Source organism: Frigoribacterium sp. Leaf263, from assembly GCF_001422285.1.
Taxonomy (GTDB): Bacteria; Actinomycetota; Actinomycetes; order Actinomycetales; family Microbacteriaceae; genus Frigoribacterium.
The window spans coordinates 476,264-493,696 of the sequence record NZ_LMMO01000001.1; the positions used below are offsets into that span (position 1 = coordinate 476,264).

General features: G+C 72.4%; 16 protein-coding genes. 6 read left to right on the forward strand and 10 right to left on the reverse strand.

Features of this window, described 5'->3' with window-relative positions; translation table 11 throughout:
• The first annotated feature begins 58 nt into the window (after positions 1 to 58).
• Both ASF17_RS02200 and ASF17_RS02205 read left to right on the forward strand, forming a co-directional pair.
• Positions 59 to 319 (forward strand): hypothetical protein, encoded by a 261-nt coding sequence (locus ASF17_RS02200; RefSeq protein ID WP_055794762.1) that lies wholly within the window; start codon positions 59 to 61, stop codon positions 317 to 319.
• Positions 316 to 774, forward strand: a complete 459-nt coding sequence (locus ASF17_RS02205) for a MarR family winged helix-turn-helix transcriptional regulator (RefSeq protein WP_055794765.1) — start codon at positions 316 to 318, stop codon at positions 772 to 774. The genes ASF17_RS02200 and ASF17_RS02205 overlap by 4 nt, the downstream gene beginning before the upstream one ends.
• A 29-nt stretch (positions 775 to 803) precedes the next feature.
• Here the strand turns inward: ASF17_RS02205 and ASF17_RS02210 are convergent, their stop codons facing one another.
• Positions 804 to 1,115, reverse strand: coding sequence for a hypothetical protein (locus ASF17_RS02210; RefSeq protein ID WP_156357258.1), 312 nt, complete (start codon positions 1,113 to 1,115; stop codon positions 804 to 806).
• A gap of 204 nt (positions 1,116 to 1,319) precedes the next feature.
• On the opposite strand from ASF17_RS02210, the gene ASF17_RS15470 reads away from it, so the two are divergent.
• Positions 1,320 to 2,861 carry a fibronectin type III domain-containing protein gene (locus ASF17_RS15470; RefSeq protein ID WP_055794769.1) on the forward strand — a complete coding sequence of 514 codons (1,542 nt, stop codon included), beginning with the start codon at positions 1,320 to 1,322 and terminating at the stop codon, positions 2,859 to 2,861.
• Positions 2,862 to 2,906: 45 nt separating this feature from the next.
• Here the strand turns inward: ASF17_RS15470 and ASF17_RS02220 are convergent, their stop codons facing one another.
• Entirely contained in the window at positions 2,907 to 3,638 is a 732-nt protein-coding gene (locus tag ASF17_RS02220) for a FadR/GntR family transcriptional regulator (RefSeq protein ID WP_055794771.1), read from the reverse strand.
• Between the two features lie 286 nt (positions 3,639 to 3,924).
• Between ASF17_RS02220 and ASF17_RS02225 the strand changes: the two genes are divergently transcribed.
• On the forward strand, positions 3,925 to 4,476 hold the full coding sequence (locus ASF17_RS02225) for a gluconokinase (protein WP_055794773.1): 552 nt from the start codon (positions 3,925 to 3,927) through the stop codon (positions 4,474 to 4,476).
• A gap of 25 nt (positions 4,477 to 4,501) precedes the next feature.
• Here the strand turns inward: ASF17_RS02225 and ASF17_RS02230 are convergent, their stop codons facing one another.
• Both ASF17_RS02230 and ASF17_RS02235 read right to left on the reverse strand, forming a co-directional pair.
• A complete protein-coding gene (locus ASF17_RS02230; protein ID WP_162236405.1) occupies positions 4,502 to 4,975 on the reverse strand; it encodes a 2'-5' RNA ligase family protein in 474 nt (157 codons plus the stop codon).
• Positions 4,976 to 5,041: 66 nt separating this feature from the next.
• On the reverse strand, positions 5,042 to 5,545 hold the full coding sequence (locus ASF17_RS02235) for a DUF4188 domain-containing protein (protein WP_055794777.1): 504 nt from the start codon (positions 5,543 to 5,545) through the stop codon (positions 5,042 to 5,044).
• Positions 5,546 to 5,616: 71 nt separating this feature from the next.
• Between ASF17_RS02235 and ASF17_RS02240 the strand changes: the two genes are divergently transcribed.
• Positions 5,617 to 6,225, forward strand: a complete 609-nt coding sequence (locus ASF17_RS02240; protein ID WP_055794779.1) for a MerR family transcriptional regulator — start codon at positions 5,617 to 5,619, stop codon at positions 6,223 to 6,225.
• Between the two features lie 36 nt (positions 6,226 to 6,261).
• Here ASF17_RS02240 and ASF17_RS02245 read toward each other — a convergent pair whose 3' ends face one another.
• The 3 genes from ASF17_RS02245 to ASF17_RS02255 form a co-directional block, all read right to left on the reverse strand.
• Complete coding sequence (locus tag ASF17_RS02245) at positions 6,262 to 7,698, reverse strand: MFS transporter (RefSeq protein ID WP_055794781.1); 1,437 nt, start codon at positions 7,696 to 7,698, stop codon at positions 6,262 to 6,264.
• 82 nt (positions 7,699 to 7,780) lie between these two features.
• Complete coding sequence (locus ASF17_RS02250) at positions 7,781 to 10,336, reverse strand: ATP-dependent DNA ligase (protein WP_055794783.1); 2,556 nt, start codon at positions 10,334 to 10,336, stop codon at positions 7,781 to 7,783.
• 106 nt (positions 10,337 to 10,442) lie between these two features.
• Complete coding sequence (locus ASF17_RS02255) at positions 10,443 to 11,330, reverse strand: SDR family oxidoreductase (protein ID WP_055794785.1); 888 nt, start codon at positions 11,328 to 11,330, stop codon at positions 10,443 to 10,445.
• A gap of 93 nt (positions 11,331 to 11,423) precedes the next feature.
• On the opposite strand from ASF17_RS02255, the gene ku reads away from it, so the two are divergent.
• The gene (gene ku / locus ASF17_RS02260) at positions 11,424 to 12,584 is read left to right on the forward strand and encodes a non-homologous end joining protein Ku (protein ID WP_055795567.1); all 1,161 of its coding nucleotides are present in this window, start codon (positions 11,424 to 11,426) and stop codon (positions 12,582 to 12,584) included.
• Between the two features lie 27 nt (positions 12,585 to 12,611).
• On the opposite strand, the gene ASF17_RS02265 is transcribed toward ku, so the two are convergent.
• The 3 genes from ASF17_RS02265 to ASF17_RS02275 all read right to left on the reverse strand — a co-directional run bounded on the left by ASF17_RS02265 (position 12,612) and on the right by ASF17_RS02275 (position 17,286).
• The gene (locus tag ASF17_RS02265) at positions 12,612 to 12,890 is read right to left on the reverse strand and encodes a DUF7218 family protein (protein ID WP_055794786.1); all 279 of its coding nucleotides are present in this window, start codon (positions 12,888 to 12,890) and stop codon (positions 12,612 to 12,614) included.
• A 179-nt stretch (positions 12,891 to 13,069) separates the two neighbouring features.
• Positions 13,070 to 15,469 carry a phosphoketolase family protein gene (locus tag ASF17_RS02270; protein WP_055794788.1) on the reverse strand — a complete coding sequence of 800 codons (2,400 nt, stop codon included), beginning with the start codon at positions 15,467 to 15,469 and terminating at the stop codon, positions 13,070 to 13,072.
• Entirely contained in the window at positions 15,466 to 17,286 is a 1,821-nt protein-coding gene (locus ASF17_RS02275) for a glycoside hydrolase family 15 protein (protein ID WP_055795569.1), read from the reverse strand. The genes ASF17_RS02270 and ASF17_RS02275 overlap by 4 nt, the downstream gene beginning before the upstream one ends.
• Positions 17,287 to 17,433 lie beyond the last annotated feature (147 nt).

Genomic DNA, 17,433 nt, shown 5'->3' on the forward strand with positions numbered 1-17,433 from the left:
GCCGTCCGTCTGCCGCCGACACTCGCTTGGTGTACCAATCGTTGGTACGCTAATCGATGTGAGCCCGAGACGAGACGACAGAGAACCCCGTACCTACGAGCACGGCAGCCGCTTCGGCGACCTCGTCGAGGGCCTGAACCGCCGCCTGCGGCCGTACATCGGCGGTGCGCAGCTCGGCCTCAAGAACGAGGCGCCGCTCGTCGAACCCGACCACGGGGGCGCCTGCCCCCTCTGCGGCCGTGCGATGGACGAGCACGTGGTCGACCGGACGGGTCCGCGCACGATGCTGCACTGCCCGACCCCGCAGGCCGAGCGGTGACCTCCCCGGACGCGGCGCCGCTGGAGGCGGCCGACCCGCTGGCGCTCGAGAGCCAGATCTGCTTCGCGCTCTCGGTCGCCTCGCGGAGCGTCGTCGCGGCGTACCGTCCCGTGCTCGAGCCGCTCGGTCTGACGCATCCGCAGTACCTCGTGATGCTGGCCCTCTGGCAGGGCCCGACCCTGACCCTCCGGGCGCTGGCCGAGACGCTCCGGCTCGACCCCGGCACGCTCTCGCCGCTCGTCAAGCGACTCGAGAGCCAGGGTCTCGTCACCAGGAGGCGCGGGTCGGCCGACGAGCGCACCCTCGCCATCGCGCTGACACCCGCGGGCGCCGCCCTCCGGGGGGAGGCCGAATCGATCCCGTCGCGCATGATGCGGCGCCTCGGCGTCGAGCGCGACGAGCTCGTGCTGCTGCACCGGACCATGTCGAAGCTGATCGCGGCGGCCGAGAGCTGACCCGCGCCTCCTCGGCGGTGGCAGCGGCGTCAGCGGAGGGGGACGGCGGCGGTCGCGTCGCGCGACCAGCTCACGGCCAGCGAGCCGCGGAGGGTGCGGATGTCGAGCTCCGAGCGGAACGAGTCGACGAAGTGCCGCGCCGACCGCTCGTCGGCCACGACGACGTCGAGTCGGAGCGAGCCGAGCTCGTCCGTCACGAGCACCGGTCCGTCCGAGAAGCGGACCAGGTACTGATGCGGGCTGATCGGCAGGCTCTCGTAGCGACTGCGGAGGTCGCGCTCGAGGGTGCGCACCGAGTCGATGCCGGCAGTGGGCCTCACCCGGGCGCTCATCGCGATCATGACGGCATGCTGCCGGGTCGAGGCGTCCACCGGATGAACGGGACGTGACGACTCCCTCGGCTCCCGAGAGGGCGCCGGAGCGCCGGGCTGGTCACCCGCTCTCACCCGCTCTCACCCGGTCCGCCTCTTGGGGGACACCGGTCCCGGGCAGTACTGTCACGACTGGCGGAACCCGAACCCGCCACCTGTCAGGAGTACACCCGCATGCGGAGAATCACCGGCATCGTCGCGCTCGCGACCGCCTTGACCCTGGGGGTGTCGGCTCCGGCCCTCGCCGCCTCGACCGGCTCGACCGGCGTCACCGGCTCGACGAGCAGCACGGTCGTCAGCAGCTCATCCGCCGCCCCCTCGAAGTCGGCCGCTGCGAAGAAGGCGGCTGCTGCGAAGGCGGCTGCTGCGAAGAAGGCGGCTGCTGCGAAGGCCGCCGCTGCGAAGAAGGCCGCGGCTGCGAAGGCCGCCGCCGCGAAGAAGGCGGCCGCCGCCCAGGCCGCCGCCACCGCGGCGTCCACGCCGCGTCAGCTGACGGCGACCGCGGCCGGCCCGACCTCCGTCGTCTTCGCCTGGAAGGCGCCCGCGACGAGCGGTCGCCCGGCCCCGGCCGGCTACACGGTCACCGTCGTCTCGTCCGACGGGCGCCCCGTCGGGCGCACGGTCTGGGTCCGCACGCCGAGCACGAGCACCCGCGTCGACGGCCTCGCCGCCGGCGCGACGTTCCGGTTCGAGGTGAGGGCCTGGACCAGGGGCGTCGCGAGTCCCGCCGCGCGTGTCGCGTACACGACGGCCGCCGCCCCGGTCGACCTCGGCACGGCGGTCTTCGCAGTCACGGACGGACGCATCGTCGCGTTCCCGACCGTCGACTCCGCGCCCGTCGACGTCGCGGCCGCCCCCGCGTCTCCCGGTGGCTACGACGTCGCCGCGAACGGCGATGCGGTCGTCCTCGACTCCGTCGCCGGGACGCTCGTCCGCCACCCCGCCACGCAGGCCGGTCCGGTCACCCTGGCGACGGACCTCGTCGGAGCCCGCGAGCTGCACGTCGCCTCGAAGGGCACGGCCTACGTGCTGACGGCCGGCGGCTCCCTCGTCGCCTTCGGCGCGGACGGCACGCGTCGCACGGTCGAGGCGGCCTTCCCCTCGACGCCGCTGCAGCTGGACGTGCGGCCGAACGGCGACGTCGTCGTGCTGTACACGAGCGTCCTCCGCACCTACCCGGCCGCCGGCGGTGCGCCGACCGAGAGCGTCTTCACGCAGGGGACCACCCGCCTGAACGACATCATCGCCGGAGCCGGGACGACGACCTACTACGAGGCCAACAGCGGCGGCGCCGTCGGTCTGCAGTTCTGGTCCATCGACGACGGCTCGGGGGTCTCGAGCGGCATCACGAGCACGACGGACCGCACGACCTACGCCGCCGGCGGCTACGGGCTGAACGGCTCGTTCTACGCGCTGCAGGCTTCGCAGTTCTGCCTGCCGTTCCCCAGCCCGAACCGACCGCCGTGCACGGTCGACCTGGCCTCGAAGGACATCGTCGTCACCTCGGCGTCGGGCGTCCGCACCGTCGTCCCCGCCACGGGCGTCGCCCTGCAGAGCGAGTCGCGCCCCGGCAGCATCACGGCCGACGCCGACGGCGTCCTGTTCGTCGGTCTCGCCGGCGGTGCGACCCCGGGTCTGTGGAGCTTCGCCCCCGAGGGAGGCGCGGCGCAGCTGGTCGAGGCCGGCGCCTTCACCGACGTGAAGGTCGTCGACTGACCCGTCGTGCCGTACCGCCGGACGGGGCGGGTCGGCCGGGTGCGACTAGCGCCCGGCGGCCCGCCCTTCGTCGTCGAACTCGGCGACCGTGGCCGCGATGAGCGCGTAGGCGGCCTCGTGCGCCGCCTCGTCGTCGCGCGCCGTGAGGGCGTCGGCCAGGGCGTGATGCCGGGCGGCGCTGGAGGGCGTGTAGTCGGTGATCGTGAAGCGCCGCTCTTCGGTGCGGGTGCGCAGCAGGGCCTCGACCGTCCCGGCGAAGTGCCCGATGACGGAGTTGCCCGATCCGTGCAGGATCGCCGTGTGGAAGGCGATGTCGGCCTCGAGGTACCGACGCCCGTCGCCGGCGGCCCCGGCCTCGAGCATCGTGCTCGCGGCCTGCTGCACGAGCGCGGCCTGGAGCGGGTCCAGTCGGGTCGCGCTGAGCCGGGCGGCCACGGGTTCGAGGCCCAGTCTCAGCTCGAGGAGCTCGCGCATCTGCGTGTGGTACTCGGAGCCCCGACCGCGCCAGAGGATGATCTGCGGGTTCATGAGATCCCAGGAGGCGCGGGGCAGCACCTGCGTGCCCACCCGCTGCCGAGGCTCCACCATGCCGAGCGACTGCAGCACGCGCAGCGACTCGCGGAGCACGGAGCGCGAGACGGAGAACCTCAGGGCCAGGTCGTCGAGGTTCAGGATGGAGGCCGGGGCGAGTCGTCCGTCGACGATGTCCTGGCCGAGGACGTCGACGACCCGGCCGTGCAGACCTCGTTCGCGGGCGGGCGGGAGTCGGAGCGTCATCGTGGGTTCCTGGGGTCGGGGCGGGCCGTCTTGCCGGTCGGGGCGCCGTGTGGCACACTCCATAAATCTGATTATTCACCTGATCAGATCGATCGCGTGCTCCAGACTGCCAGACCCGTTCTCGCACCGGGTCCGCGATCGATCCCGCACCATCCACCTGACGAAGAGGTCGCATCGCCGCGTCCTCGAGAGGATGCGACAGCATGCACCTGATCGCCTCGGCCACCGCCGCCCCCACGCCCTCGACGGCCCACGCCGGCGTCCTGCTCGCGAGCGCGGCCGTCTGATGGCCGTCGTCGAGAACCCGACCCGCGCCTCCTCGGGGCTGTACGCCGCCGACCCGGTGCTGGTGGTCATGGGCGTGTCGGGGTCGGGCAAGTCGACCCTCGCCGCCCTGCTGGCCGACGAGCTCGGCTGGGATCTCGCCGAGGGCGACGATCTGCACCCCGACGAGAACGTCGCGAAGATGGCGGCGGGCACGCCCCTCGACGACGACGACCGCGCGCCCTGGCTCGACACCGTGTCGTCGTGGATCATCGAGCACGCCCTGGCGGGCGTGCCCGGCGTCATCACCTGCTCGGCGCTGAAGCGGCGGTACCGCGACGTGCTGCGCGAGCACAACGTCGTCTTCGTCTACCTGCGCGGCACGCGCGAGCTGCTCGGCGACCGGATGGCCGCACGCGAGGGGCACTTCATGCCGACGACGCTGCTCGACTCGCAGGTCGCCACGCTCGAGCCGCCGCAGGCCGACGAGCGGCATGTGGTCGTCGACGCGGGCCGCGCACCCGCCGACGAGGTCGCCGACGTGATCCGGCTGCTCGGGCTGACCCGCGCCTGATGCGCGGTCCGTGCCCGCCGGCGACTCAGGCGGGGGCGCCCGCGAGGGCGGCGACGGAGACCACGGTCGCCTCGTCGCGGTCGAGATCGACGACGGCGAGGTGGTCGAGGATCAGCACGGCGCCCACCGCGAGGGCGGCCTGACGCGTGGCCGCGACGTGGGGCCGGTAGCCGGTCCCGTTGACGTCGGCGTCGACGGGCGCCCAGCCGAGCGGCTCGAGCGCCGCGAGGAGGCTCGTGTGCAGGTCGGTCAGGAGCTCCGGCTCGACGAGTGCGACGGGCACGTCGCGGTTCGGGCCGAATCGTGCGGTCGCCCCGATGGCCGTCGGGATGGGCTGCTTGCCCGCCGCCACCCCGGCGACGGCCTCGACGACCGCGTGGCGGCCCGACAGGACGCCGAACGGGGGCACGACGGTGGCGTGCAGCGGGAACCTCGCGACCGCGTGACGGTCGCCGACGACCAGGGCGTCGATCGGGGCGATGATGGAGAAGTGCGGCACGAGCGCCACCGTACGCCGCCGCCCCTGCGCGGCGTCCCCCGGTCGGCGCTGCCGGGCATCGGGGTCTCAGCCGGAGGCGCGTGGCGAGGTCCGCCCGTCCGCCACCCGGTCCCGGGCCGTGTCGCTGCGGGGCCCGACGGGCACCGATCGGGTCGCCTGCGCGAGCCCCGAGACGGGAACGTCGACGTACATGCTCTCGGCGCGCTCGACCACGAACGTCTCGTGCCAGATGCCGACGGCGCCCGGCGCCGAGCGGGCGCGGCGGTTGAAGGCGCTCCAGGCCGGTCGGTGGGCCTGGTCGGGTGAGCTCGCATACGCGTAGAGCTTCTCGAGCGACGTCCAGTACTGGACGAGCACCGGGCCGCCGCGGCCGATCGTCACCCGCAGTCCCGTGATGCCGCTGTCGGGGTCGCGGAAGAGCTCGGTGAGCATCGGCCCCATCGCGCCGAAGACCGGGAGCCACTGGTCGGGTCGCCACCACCGGTTGATGCGCATCCCGATCAGGAAGACGACGAGCTCCCCGTCGTGCTCGTGGGTGGTCCGGCTCGGTCTCGGCTTGACTCGTGACATGGTCTCTCCTTAGATGGATAGTGCTGCTCTCCAATATTGGAGAGCAGTACTATCCAATGTCAAGGGGTCCCGTGCGCATCTCTCAGCTCGCCGAGACGACCGGGGTCGCGGTCGCCACGATCAAGTACTACCTCCGCGAGGGGCTCGTCCCCGAGGGCGAACGCACCAGCGCGACCCAGGCGCAGTACGGCGACGAGCACGTCCGACGGCTGCGCCTCGTCCGCGCCCTGCTCGGGGTGGGCGGTCTCAGCGTCGCCACGGCCCGCGCCGTGCTCGCCCAGCTCGACGGAGAGCACGCGTCGATCGCCGAGATGCTCGGCGTCGCCCAGACGGCGGTGACCCCGACGGCCGACGAGGGCCTCGACCTCGGTCGCGCCCGGGCGCTCGTCGAGCACTGGGGGTGGTCGATCGATCCCGACTCCGACGACGTCCTCGCGGCGCTCGAGGTCGCCGTCGCGGGTCTCGACGCGGCCGGCTTCGATCTGCCCGAGAGCACGCTCGACGGGTACGCCCGCGCGATGGCCACGGTCGCCGAGGCCGAGATCGAGGGCATCCCGGTCGACTCGGTCGACGCCGCCGTGCAGTACGTCGTGCTGGGCACGGTGCTGGTGGAGCCGCTGCTGCTCGCGCTCCGGCGACTGGCGCAGCAGGACGCCTCCTGGCGGCGGTTCGGGGTCTGACCCCGCGCGTCCGCGCGTCCGCCTCGCCGCGGTCGATCAGGAGGCGCGGTGCGCGCCCCGCAGGCCGACGGACGACACCACCGCGCTCGCCGCCAGGAGCACCGCGACCACCACGATGACGCGATGGAACCCATCGACGGTCAACGCGCCTCCGGCGATGATGCCGAGGAATGCGACCGCGACCAGCCCGGCCACCCGCGAGATCGCGTTGTTGACGGCCGAGGCGATGCCGGACTGCGCGGCGGGCACCCGCGAGAGCACCGTCGAGGTCAGCGGTGCGACGGTCACGGCGAGACCCAGGCCGAAGAGCACGACTCCCGGCAGGATCTGCCACCGGACGTCGATGGGCTCGCGGACGAGCAGCATCCAGAGGAAACCGGCGGCGGTGATGAGCGGGCCGACGGTCATGAACGGCCGGGGCCCGTGGCGTGCCGCGAGGGTGCCGAACAGGGTCGAGAACAGCAGCGAGACGATCGTGGTGGGCAGGGTGACGAGCCCGGCGAGCGTGGCCGGCAGACCCGCGAGCTCCTGGACGACCAGGGGGATGGTGAGGGTCCCGAGGCTCAGCGCGGCGTAGACGCCGACCGTGGCGAGGTTGCCGACGGTGAACTCGCGGGTGCGGAACAGCGACAGGGGCATCATCGGAGCGGGTGCGCGGCGCTCCCACCAGACGAAGCCGCCGAGCGCCGCCAGGCCCACGATCAGCGGGGCCACGACGAACCAGGCGCCGAACCCCACGCGCTGCCCCTCGATCAGCGCGAAGACCGGGCCCGCGAGGCCCACGGCGGCGAGTGCGGCGCCGATCACGTCGACGTGCGCGGGCGCTCCGTCCGCGCCCCGATGGGCGTCGCCGGGGAGGCGCGTCATCAGCATCAGGGTCAGCAGCACGGGCACGACGACGACGGCGAACACCCAGCGCCAGCCGATCGTGTCGACCAGGGCTCCTCCGGTCAGCGGACCGATGAGGAACGCGACCCCGGTCCAGGCGGTCCAGGCGCCGATCGCGCGGCCCTGCGCCGCACCCGTGAAGGTCGAGGTGATGAGCGCGAGACTGCTCGGGACGAGCAGCGCCGCCGCGACGCCCTGCAGCGCTCGGGCGGCGATCAGCAGACCGGGGTCGGGTGCGAGGGCGGCCAGCACGCTCGTGACCGCGAAGGCGACCAGCCCGATGCGGAGCACCCGCACCCGCCCGAAGGTGTCGCTGAGCGATCCGGCGACGAGCATCAGCGAGCCGAGGGCGAGCAGGTAGGCGTCGACCACCCACTGCTGCAGCACGAGGTCGGCCCCGGCGGCGCCCGGCCCCTGCGCCGCGCCCTGGCCCACGAGCTCGCGGGCGATGGCGGGCAGGGCGACGGTCACGATCGATCCGTCGAGGAACGCCACGGACGACGCCAGCACGGCCACGGCGAGCACCACGCGGCGGCCGCGCAGGGTCGCGGCGGAGGGGGCCGTCTCGGATCCGGGGATGGTCATGCGTCGACGCTCATGCTGCAGCCAACACCCGTCGGAGCCCGGGCGATACCCGGTCGGTCGGGTGATTCGCCGACGGGCCCGATCACCCCTCGCGGACGACGTCCTCCGGCGACTTGTCCGGGCGCCAGCCGCGCCACGACGGCTGCCGGAGGCGACCGGTCGACGTCCACTCGGCGATCGACACCTCGCCGACCCGCGACGGCGTCACCCAGCGCGCCCCGCGCGCATCCACCGGCGGGACCCCGACGAGCGGGCTCGTCTTCCGCTCGGCGGCCTCGAGCATCGGCAGCAGCTCGTCGAGCTCGCGGTCGCTGAACCCGGTGCCCACGCGCCCCACGTACTCGAGGCCCGCGTCGCCCGGCACGCCCATCAGCAGCGCTCCGACCCCGTCGGCCCGGCGACCGGCACCCGGACGCCACCCGGCGATCACGACCTCCTGCGTCCGATGGTGCTTCATCTTGAGCCAGGCCCGCGAGCGCCGCCCCGCGCTGTAGGTCGCGTCGCGGCGCTTGGCGACCACGCCCTCGAGTCGCAGTCGTCGCGACGTCGTCATGGCGGCGTCGAGGTCGCCGTCGAACGCGGGCGGCACATCGATCGCGCCGCCGCCCTCGACGATGCGTTCGAGCACCTCCCGCCGGTCGTCGTAGTGCTCGCGGACGAGCGAGCGGCCCTCGGCCCGCATCACGTCGAACAGCAGCAGCCGGACGGGTGCCGAGGCGGCGGCCCGCGCCACGTCGCGGGGGCGGGTCAGGCCCATGCGGCTCTGCAGGAGGCCGAAGTCGGGGCGACCCTTCTCGTCGACGGCGACGATCTCGCCGTCGAGCACCGCGCCTCCCTCGCTGTCGACCCGGTCGGCCAGCTCCTGCAGCTCGGGGTAGGCGGGGGTGAGGTCGTTGCCGTTGCGACTCGTCAGGGTGACCTCGCCGTCGTGGACCACCGCGACCGCGCGGATGCCGTCCCACTTCATCTCGAACGCCCACTCGCCCTCGGCGACGTCGTGCGCGTCGCCCGTCGTCGCGAGCATCGGCGCCACCGGCTCGGGCGCCGTCGGCTCGCGCTCCGTGCTCCGAGCCGACGAGGTGCCGCCCGAGCCGCGGCCCGTCGCGCCTCGGCCGGTCGGCTTCTCAGGAGGACGGCCGTCTCGGCGGGGTGAGCGCCGCTCGGACCCCTCGGCGTCTGAGTTCCCGACCGCGGACCCGCCGCCGTCGTCGTCCTTCATGCGGTGGATCAGCCAGTTCCGCTCGGCCTTCCCGCCGCCGTGCCCGGTGTGGATGAGGGCGACTCGCCGGGTGCCGCGCTGCTCGCCGTGCAGCACGACGATGACCTCCTTCCCGTCGCGCCACTTCTCGAGGTCGTACTCGCCCGAGTCCCAGATCGTGACCTCTCCGGCCCCGTACTCGCCCTTCGCGATGGTGCCCTCGAACGTCCCGTACTCGAGCGGGTGGTCCTCCGTCTGGACGGCGAGGTGGTTCGTGCCGGGGTCGTCGGGCTCGCCCTTCGGCAGGGCCCAGCTGACGAGCACGCCGTCGTGCTCGAGGCGGAAGTCCCAGTGCAGCCGGCTCGCGTGGTGCTCCTGGATGACGAAGCTCCGGCCGTCGGTCGAGGGCGGGGCCTCGGCGGGCACCGGCTCGCGCGTCCGAGCCGGGTCGCGCATCGAGCGGTACATCTCGAGGCGGTCCCGGCGCTTCTCGGACGGGTCGTGGTCGGGGTCGTCCGTGTTGCGGAAGTCCTCGCCGAGCTCGCCCGGCGGCACCGGGGTGCCGCTCGACACGTCGGCGAGGGGGTCGCCGCGGCGCCTCAGGCGCGACAGCACCTCGGTGTGCTCGAGCTGACGCAGCGACGGCGAGGCGAGCTCGCGCCAGGTGCGCGGCATCGCGACGGTGGGCCGTGACCGTCCGCGCAGCGAGTACGGCGCCACGGTCGTCTTGCTGCCGTTGTTCTGCGACCAGTCGAGCAGCACCTTGCCGCGGCGATCGGCCCGGCCCATCGTGCTCAGCACGAGATCGGGGTGGTCGGCCTCCAGGGCCCGGGCCAGCTCGTGCGCCACCGCGCTCACCTGCTCGCCGGTCTGCCGGCCGTCGAGGCGCGCGTAGAGGTGCACCCCCTTGCTGCCGCTGGTCACGGGCACGAGCTCGAGACCCATGCCCTCGACGATCGGCCTCAGCTCGCGGGCGACCGCGACGCACTCGGCGAGACCGACGCCCTCGCCCGGGTCGAGGTCGAGCACGAGGCGATCGGGGTTCCGTCGGGCGCCGCGGGGGCCGAAGCGCCACTGCGGCACGTGGACCTCGAGCGCGGCGACCTGGGCCAGCCAGGTCAGCGTGGCGAGGTCGTTGACCATCGGGTAGACGTTCGCGTGGTCCTTGTGCTCGATCTCGTGCCGGGCGACCCAGTCGGGCGCGGAGTCGGGCAGGTTCTTCTCGAAGAAGACCTGGCCCTCGACCCCGTCCACCCAGCGCTTGCGCGTGGCCGGGCGCCCTTCGACGTGCGGCAGCATCCACTCGGCGACGGCTGCGTAGTAGCCGAGCACATCGGCCTTCGTCGTCCCCGTCTCGGGGTACAGCACCTTGTCGAGATTGGTCAGCTGCAGCCGGTGCCCGCCGACCTCGACGGTCTCGCCGCGTCCTCTGCCCGCCATCGCGCGCCTCCTCGGTCCGTGTCGCCTCCTGTTCTACCCGGCACGACGGCGGCCCGTCGCCCGCAGGGAGGGGGCGACGGGCCGCAGGAGCCGAGGAGGCGCGGTGTCAGACGGCGGGCGTGCCGCCGGCGATCGTGATGGTGGCGCCGCTCGTGTAGCTCGACTCGGGGCTGACCAGGTGCACGTACGCGGCACCCAGCTCGGCGGGCTGGCCCGGGCGACCGTAGGGCGCCTGCGCGCCGAACTCGGCGACCTTCTCGGCGTCCTGCGAGCCGGGCTGCAGCGGCGTCCAGATCGGGCCGGGCGAGACCTGGTTGACGCGGATGCCCTTCGGCGCCAGCTGCTGCGCGAGGCCGGCGGTGAAGACGCCGATCGCGCCCTTCGTCAGCGCGTAGTCGAGCTTGTCGGGCGAGGGCTGCGTTCCCTGGATCGAGCCCGTCGTCACGATCGACGAGCCGGGCTCGAGGTGCGGCAGGGCGGCCCGCGTCAGCCAGAACAGCGAGTACACGTTGGTCTTGATGGTCTCGTCGATGCCCTCGGTGGTCATCTCGAGGATGTCGTCGTGGCTCTCCTGGTGACCGGCGACCATGACGAGGGTGTCGAGCCCGCCGAGCTCGTCGACGGCCTTCTGGACGAGGTCTCGGCAGTACTGCTCGTCCGAGATGTCGCCGGGCACGAGGACGGCCTTCCGGCCCTCGCCCTCGAGCAGGTCGCGCACCTCCTCGGCGTCGGCCTGCTCGGCGGGCAGGTAGCTGAGCACGAGGTCGGCGCCCTCGCGGCTGAGCGCGATGGCGGCGGCGCGGCCGATGCCGGAGTCGGCGCCGGTGACGACGCCGCGGAAGCCGGTCAGGCGCTCCCTGCCGACGTAGCTGGTCTCGCCGTGGTCGGGCTTCGGGTCCATCGCGCGGGCCTCGCCGGGCATCGACTGCTCCTGCTCGGGGAACGGCGGCACCGGGTAGAGGTCGACGGGGTTCTTCTTGTCGTATTGGCTCATGCCGCATACCGTGGCCCCGCCGCGCCCGCTCCGCCCGGCCTCCTGTACCCCGAGAGCGGTCATTCGGAGCGAGCCCGGAGAAAGATGGCGGGCATGCGATCGATCTGGAAGGGCGCGATCACGTTCGGGCTCGTCAACGTGCCCGTCAAGCTGTACAGCGCCACGGAAGACCACGACGTCTCGCTGCACCAGGTCCACGACGCCGACGGCGGGCGGATCCGGTACCAGCGCCGGTGCGAGATCTGCGGCCGCGTCGTCGACTACGAGCACATCGACAAGGCATACGACGACGGCGATCGCACGGTGGTCATCACCGGCGACGACCTCAAGGCGCTGCCGGAGGAGAAGTCGCGCGAGATCGACGTGCTCGAGTTCGTGCCGAGCGACCAGCTCGACCCGATCATGTTCGACCGCAGCTACTTCCTCGAACCGGACGGCTCGTCGCCGAAGGCCTACGTGCTGCTGCGGCGCACCCTCGAGGAGACGGACCGCACCGCGATCGTGCACTTCTCGCTGCGGCAGAAGACCCGTCTCGCCGCGCTGCGCGTGCGCGGCGACGTGCTCATGCTGCAGACGCTCCTCTGGGACGACGAGGTGCGCGAGGCCCGGTTCCCGGCGCTCGAGAAGCAGACCCGCATCACCGACAAGGAGCTCGACATGTCGTCCTCGCTCGTCGACTCGCTGAGCGACGACTTCGAGCCGGCCGACTTCAGCGACGACTACCAGGCGGAGCTCCGCCAGCTGATCGACGCCAAGCTCGAGGAGGGCGAGTCGCTCGACACCGACGCGACCTTCGGCGAGTCGTCGGACGACGCTGACGAGGGAGAGGGCGGTGAGGTGATCGACCTGATGGAGGCGCTGCGACAGTCGGTCGAGAAGAACCGGTCGGGCGGGCGGCGCAAGCCCGCGAAGAGGGCGGCTGCTCGCGCGGGGTCGTCAGACGACGCGGATGACGCCGACGACGGCGACGACACCGACGACGGCGAGTCGGCGCCGAAGAAGCAGGCGGCGAAGAGTCCGGCCGCGAGGAAGCCGGCGGCGAAGGCGTCCGCGAAGAGGCCGGCGGCGAAGGCCTCGGCGAGGAAGCCCGCAGCGAAGAGCGAACCGGTCGACGAGAAGCCGGCCGACGGGAAGTCAGGCCCGGCGAAGTCGGTCTCGGCGAAGTCGGGCGCGAAGAAGGCGAGCGCGAAGAAGCCGACTGCGAAGAAGGCTCCCGCCCGGAAGTCCGCTGAGGGCGAGCGGAAGGCCGGCTGACCGTTCGGACAGGCCGCCGCGGCGCGCTCAGTGGTCGCGCAGCGCCTCGATGAGGTCGGCCTTCTTCAGATCGGAGTAGCCGGTGAGGCCGAGCTCCGCGGCCCGCCCCTTCAGCTCGTCGACCGTCCAGTCGTCGTACGAACCCGAGCGGCCGCCCTTCGCGGCCACCTCCTTCTCGCTGCGACCCTTCTGGGCGGCGGCGTTCGAGATGCGGGCCGATTTCTCCCTCGAATTCCCCTCCTCGCGGAGCGCCTCGTACATCTCGGGGTTCTTCAGCTGCGGGGGAGTGTCGTCCTTCGGCGTCATGCGCCCGACCGTACGCCGTCGCGCGAACGCTGTCGCACCTCGCCGAGACCGACCCCGAGACCGAGCCCGAGACCGAGACCGAGCCCGAGCCCGAGACCGACCCCGAGACCCCGGCGATCCGCCGGGACCCTGCCGCGCGCGCAGGGGGCCGAGCGGATTCCCGGGGTGCGAACCGCGTATCAGGCCCCGAACTGCCAGCCGACGACGTCGGGGTGGTCCTCGCCGTGCTCGTACGCGTAGGCGCGGGCGGCCTCGCGACGCGACTCGAAGTCGGCGACGAGGTCGGGGTGCTCGTCGGCCAGTCCGGGGACGCGGTGCAGCACGTCGAGCACGAGCCGGTACCGGTCGATGTCGTTCAGCATGGCCATGTCGAAGGGCGTGGTCGTGGTGCCCTTCTCCTGGAAGCCCCGCACGTGCAGGTTGTCGTGGTTCGTGCGCCGGTAGGTCAGCTGGTGCACGAGCGACGGGTAGCCGTGGAAGTCGAAGACGACGGGCTTGGACGTCGTGAACAGCTCGTCGAAGTCGTCGCTCGTGAGCCCGTGCGAGTGCTCCCGGACGTCCTGCAGGCGCATGAGGTCGACGACGTTCACCACGCGGGTGCGGAGCGACGGCAGCACCTGGCGCAGCAGATCGGCCGCCGCCACCGTCTCGAGCGTCGGCACGTCGCCCGCGCAGGCGAGGACGACGTCGGGGTCGACGCCGGCGACGGGCGCTCCCTCGGTGCCGGCCCACTCCCAGACGCCCACGCCGCGGCGCACGTGCTCCTCCGCCTCGGCGAGCGACAGCCAGGCGGGCGACTCCTGCTTCCCCGCCACGATGACGTTGACGGTGTCCGTGGTGCGGAACGCGTGGTCGGCGACGGCGAGCAGGGTGTTCGCATCGGGTGCCAGGTAGATGCGCACGAGATGCGCCTGCTTGTTGACGACGACGTCGAGGAACCCCGGGTCCTGATGCGAGAAGCCGTTGTGGTCCTGCCGCCAGACGTGCGACGAGAGCAGGTAGGTGAACGATGAGATGGGGGCGCGCCACTCGATGCCGTCGGCGCTCTCGAGCCACTTGGCGTGCTGGTTGAACATCGAGTCGACGATGTGCACGAAGGCCTCGTAGGTGTTGAGCAGGCCGTGACGACCGGTCAGCAGGTAGCCCTCCATGAGCCCCTGCAGCAGATGCTCGCTGAGCACCTCCATGACCCGGCCGCTCGGTGCGACGTGCTCGTCGTCGGGCCAGATGTCGGCCGACCAGACCCGGTCGGTGACGTCGAAGACCGGGTCGAGGCGGTTCGACACCGTCTCGTCGGGTCCGAACAGCCGGAAGGTCGACGGGTTGTCGCGCACGATCTCGGTCAGCCATCGGCCGAGCACTCTCGTCGCCTCGGCCTGCGTGCGGCGGTCGTCGGAGGTCTCGACGGCGTGACGACGGTGGTCGGTGAGCTCGAGGTCGCGGCGGACGATCCCCCCGTTCGAGGCGGGGATCGCACTCATCCGCTTCGCGCCGTGCGGGCGGAGCCCGTCGAGGCGCGCGGCCGGGCGTCCGTCCTCGTCGAACAGCTCGTCGGGTCGGTACGAGCGCATCCACGCGTCGAGCTGCTCCCGGTGCTCGTCGTTCTCGCGCACGCCGCTGAGCGGGACCTGGTGCGCCCGCCAGGTGCCCTCGATGCGCTCGCCGTCGACGGTCTTCGGTCCCGTCCAGCCCTTCGGGGTGCGCAGCACGATCATGGGCCAGCGCGGGCGCTCGCCGCCATCGCCCGTGCGGGCCCCGCGCTGCAGCTCGTCGATGCGGGCGAAGGCCGTGTCGAGGGCCGCGGCCATCCGCTCGTGGACGAGCATCGGGTCCTCACCGTCGAACCCGCCCGAGACGACGATCGGCTCGTGGCCGTACCCGCGCATCAGCTCGAGCAGCTCGCTCTCGGGGATGCGCGAGAGCACGGTCGGGTTGGCGATCTTGTAGCCGTTCAGGTTGAGGATCGGCAGCACCGCGCCGTCATGCCGTGCGTCGAGCAGCTTGTTCGCGTGCCAGCTCGCCGCCAGCGGCCCCGTCTCGGCCTCGCCGTCTCCGATGACGCAGACCGCCACGAGACCCGGGTCGTCGAGCACGGCGCCGTAGGCGTGGCTCAGCGAGTACCCGAGCTCGCCGCCCTCGTTGATCGAGCCGGGCGTCTCGGGCGCCGCGTGCGAGGGGATGCCCCCGGGGAACGAGAACTGCTTGAAGAGCTTCTGCAGCCCGTGCGCATCGGGGGTGACGTCGGGGAACAGCTCCGAGTACGTGCCCTCGAGATACGTGTTGGCGACCATGGCGGGTCCGCCGTGACCGGGCCCGCAGACGTAGAGCAGATCGCGGTCGTCCCGGCGGATGACGCGGTTCAGATGCGCGTAGACGAAGCTCAGCGCCGGAGACGTGCCCCAGTGGCCGAGGAGGCGCGGCTTGATGTCGTCGCGCGCGATCGGCCGCGTGAGCAGCGCGTTCTCCATCAGGTAGATCTGCCCCACCGTGAGGTAGTTGGCGGCCCGCCACCACGCGTCGACGAGGGCGAGCTCGTCTCCGGTCGCTGCGGGGACGGGGGCGGGTGCGGGTGTGCTCATGGGGCCTCCTTCTGGCCGTCGGTGTCGTCGCTGCTCAGCTCGTGGATGGTGATGGCCGCGTTGACCAGCGCGAGGTGACTGAGCCCCTGCGGCATGTTGCCGAGGAACTCGCCGCCGTCGGCGCTGATCATCTCGGTCAGGAGGCCGAGGTCGTTGGTCTGGTCGACGAGCTCGTCCATCAGGGCCACCGCCTCGTCCAACCGACCGACGCAGGCGAGGGCGCTCGCCATCCAGAAGGCGCAGGCCACGAAGGTGCCCTCCTCCTGGTCGACGTCGCTGTAGCGGAACACCAGCGGCCCCGCCCCGAGCTCGCGGCGGATGGCGTCGATCGTGCTCGACATGCGCTCCCCGCGGTCGAAGCCGCTCGGCGCGTGCAGCAGCACCGAGGCGTCGAGCTTCTCGCTGCCCGGGTACATGACGTACGCCCCGAGCTCCTCCGACCAGCCGTGCTCGTCGATCCATTCGACGATCAGGTCGCGGTTCTTCTTCCAGTGCTCGACGTCGTCCGGGTCGGGGTGCATCTGACCGATCTCGGTCAGCCGCAGCGCCGAGTCGATCGCCTGCCAGCAGCCCATCTTGCTGCTGACGTAGTGCTGCACGTCGGGGAGCTCCCACATGCCGGAGTCCTTCTCCTGCCAGCGACGGCACGCGTCGTCGGCGAAGCTCGCGAGGAGGTCGCCGGTCGAGACGTCGAGGATGTTGCCGTCGGCGGCGTACTGGCTCATGATCGAGAGGATGTCGGCGAACGTGCCGAGCTGCAGCTGCTCACCGGCCGGGTTGCCCTTGTAGACCGGTCCGATGCCCCGCCAGCCCTCCGATCCGGTCTCGTGGGTGCCGTAGGGCACGGTGCCGTCGAGGTTGAGGAAGATGTGCATCGTGCGCCCGTTGGCCTTGAGGGCCGAGAGCATCCACGACACGGCCGCCTGGGTCTCCTCGCGGAGGCCGAAGCGGACGAGGGCGTTGACCGTGTAGGCGAGGTCGCGCACCCACGCGAACCGGTAGTCCCAGTTCTTGTCGCCGGTGAAGTTCTCGGGCAGCGCGGCGGTCGCCGCGGCGGCGATGGCGCCGGAGGGGCTGTAGATCAGCAGCTTGAGGGCGAGGGCGCTGCGCTGGACGTGCTCGGCCCAGGGGCCGTCCCAGTTGAACTCGTCGGACCAGGTCTGCCAGTTGCGGATGGTGCGGTCGATGCCCTGGTCGACGACGCGCGGATCGGGCAGGTGCAGAGGTTCGTCCTCGACGCCGCAGAGGCACAGGAGCGAGCGCGATCCCGGCTCCGTCGTGAACTCGCCCCAGAAGCGGTGCGGACCCCCGTGGGTCTCGCCGTCGCCGGGCTCGGTCGAGTCGATGCGGCCGTGGCCGAAGCCGACCAGGGCGATGTTGATGTCGGCCGCCCGGAGGACGGGCCCGTGCAGCGTGTCGAACCGTCGGATCGGGTGGGTTCCGAACGTGTTGCCGGGCACGACGGCCCAGCGCATGTCGACCGAGCCCTCGACCCCGTCGATCCGTCGGGCGAGCTCGGCCCAGGGAAGTCGACCGGCGATTCCGGTGACCAGGGCGTCGGTCACCTCGACGACGCCCGTCGAGGTGCGGAACCGGGTCACCAGGACGTTCGTGTTCGCGACGTACTCGCGTTGCACCTCGAAGTCGTCGTCGACCGGGCGCAGCTCGATGCGACCGCCCTTGCCGGCGTCGACGATGCCCGAGAACACGGGGTCCGTGTCGAGCTCGGGCATCGGGAGCCAGTCGATCTGCCCGTCGCGGGCGATGAGGGCGACGGTCCGGCCGTCGCCGATCGCCCCGTACGAGCGCAGCGCGATGTAGCCGTCCTCTCGGGGTTCGGGCCGGTGCCACTCGCCGGCGGCACGCGCGGCTCCGGGGTCGGCGGGGGCGGCGGTGTCGTCGGGTCTGTCGAGGAGATCGGTCACCCGGTCTACGGTGGCCCGGTGCGCCTCCTCGTGCCCGCC

What these genes read in the sequence shown, in the direction of transcription:
- ASF17_RS02210 (WP_156357258.1), bottom strand. Translation starts at nt 1,115, where the DNA reads ATGATCGCGATGAGCGCCCGGGTGAGGCCCACTGCCGGCATCGACTCG.
- ASF17_RS15470 (WP_055794769.1), top strand. Translation starts at nt 1,320, where the DNA reads ATGCGGAGAATCACCGGCATCGTCGCGCTCGCGACCGCCTTGACCCTG.
- ASF17_RS02220 (WP_055794771.1), bottom strand. Translation starts at nt 3,638, where the DNA reads ATGACGCTCCGACTCCCGCCCGCCCGCGAACGAGGTCTGCACGGCCGG.
- ASF17_RS02225 (WP_055794773.1), top strand. Translation starts at nt 3,925, where the DNA reads ATGGCCGTCGTCGAGAACCCGACCCGCGCCTCCTCGGGGCTGTACGCC.
- ASF17_RS02235 (WP_055794777.1), bottom strand. Translation starts at nt 5,545, where the DNA reads ATGTCACGAGTCAAGCCGAGACCGAGCCGGACCACCCACGAGCACGAC.
- ASF17_RS02245 (WP_055794781.1), bottom strand. Translation starts at nt 7,698, where the DNA reads ATGACCATCCCCGGATCCGAGACGGCCCCCTCCGCCGCGACCCTGCGC.
- ASF17_RS02250 (WP_055794783.1), bottom strand. Translation starts at nt 10,336, where the DNA reads ATGGCGGGCAGAGGACGCGGCGAGACCGTCGAGGTCGGCGGGCACCGG.
- ASF17_RS02255 (WP_055794785.1), bottom strand. Translation starts at nt 11,330, where the DNA reads ATGAGCCAATACGACAAGAAGAACCCCGTCGACCTCTACCCGGTGCCG.
- ku (WP_055795567.1), top strand. Translation starts at nt 11,424, where the DNA reads ATGCGATCGATCTGGAAGGGCGCGATCACGTTCGGGCTCGTCAACGTG.
- ASF17_RS02265 (WP_055794786.1), bottom strand. Translation starts at nt 12,890, where the DNA reads ATGACGCCGAAGGACGACACTCCCCCGCAGCTGAAGAACCCCGAGATG.
- ASF17_RS02270 (WP_055794788.1), bottom strand. Translation starts at nt 15,469, where the DNA reads ATGAGCACACCCGCACCCGCCCCCGTCCCCGCAGCGACCGGAGACGAG.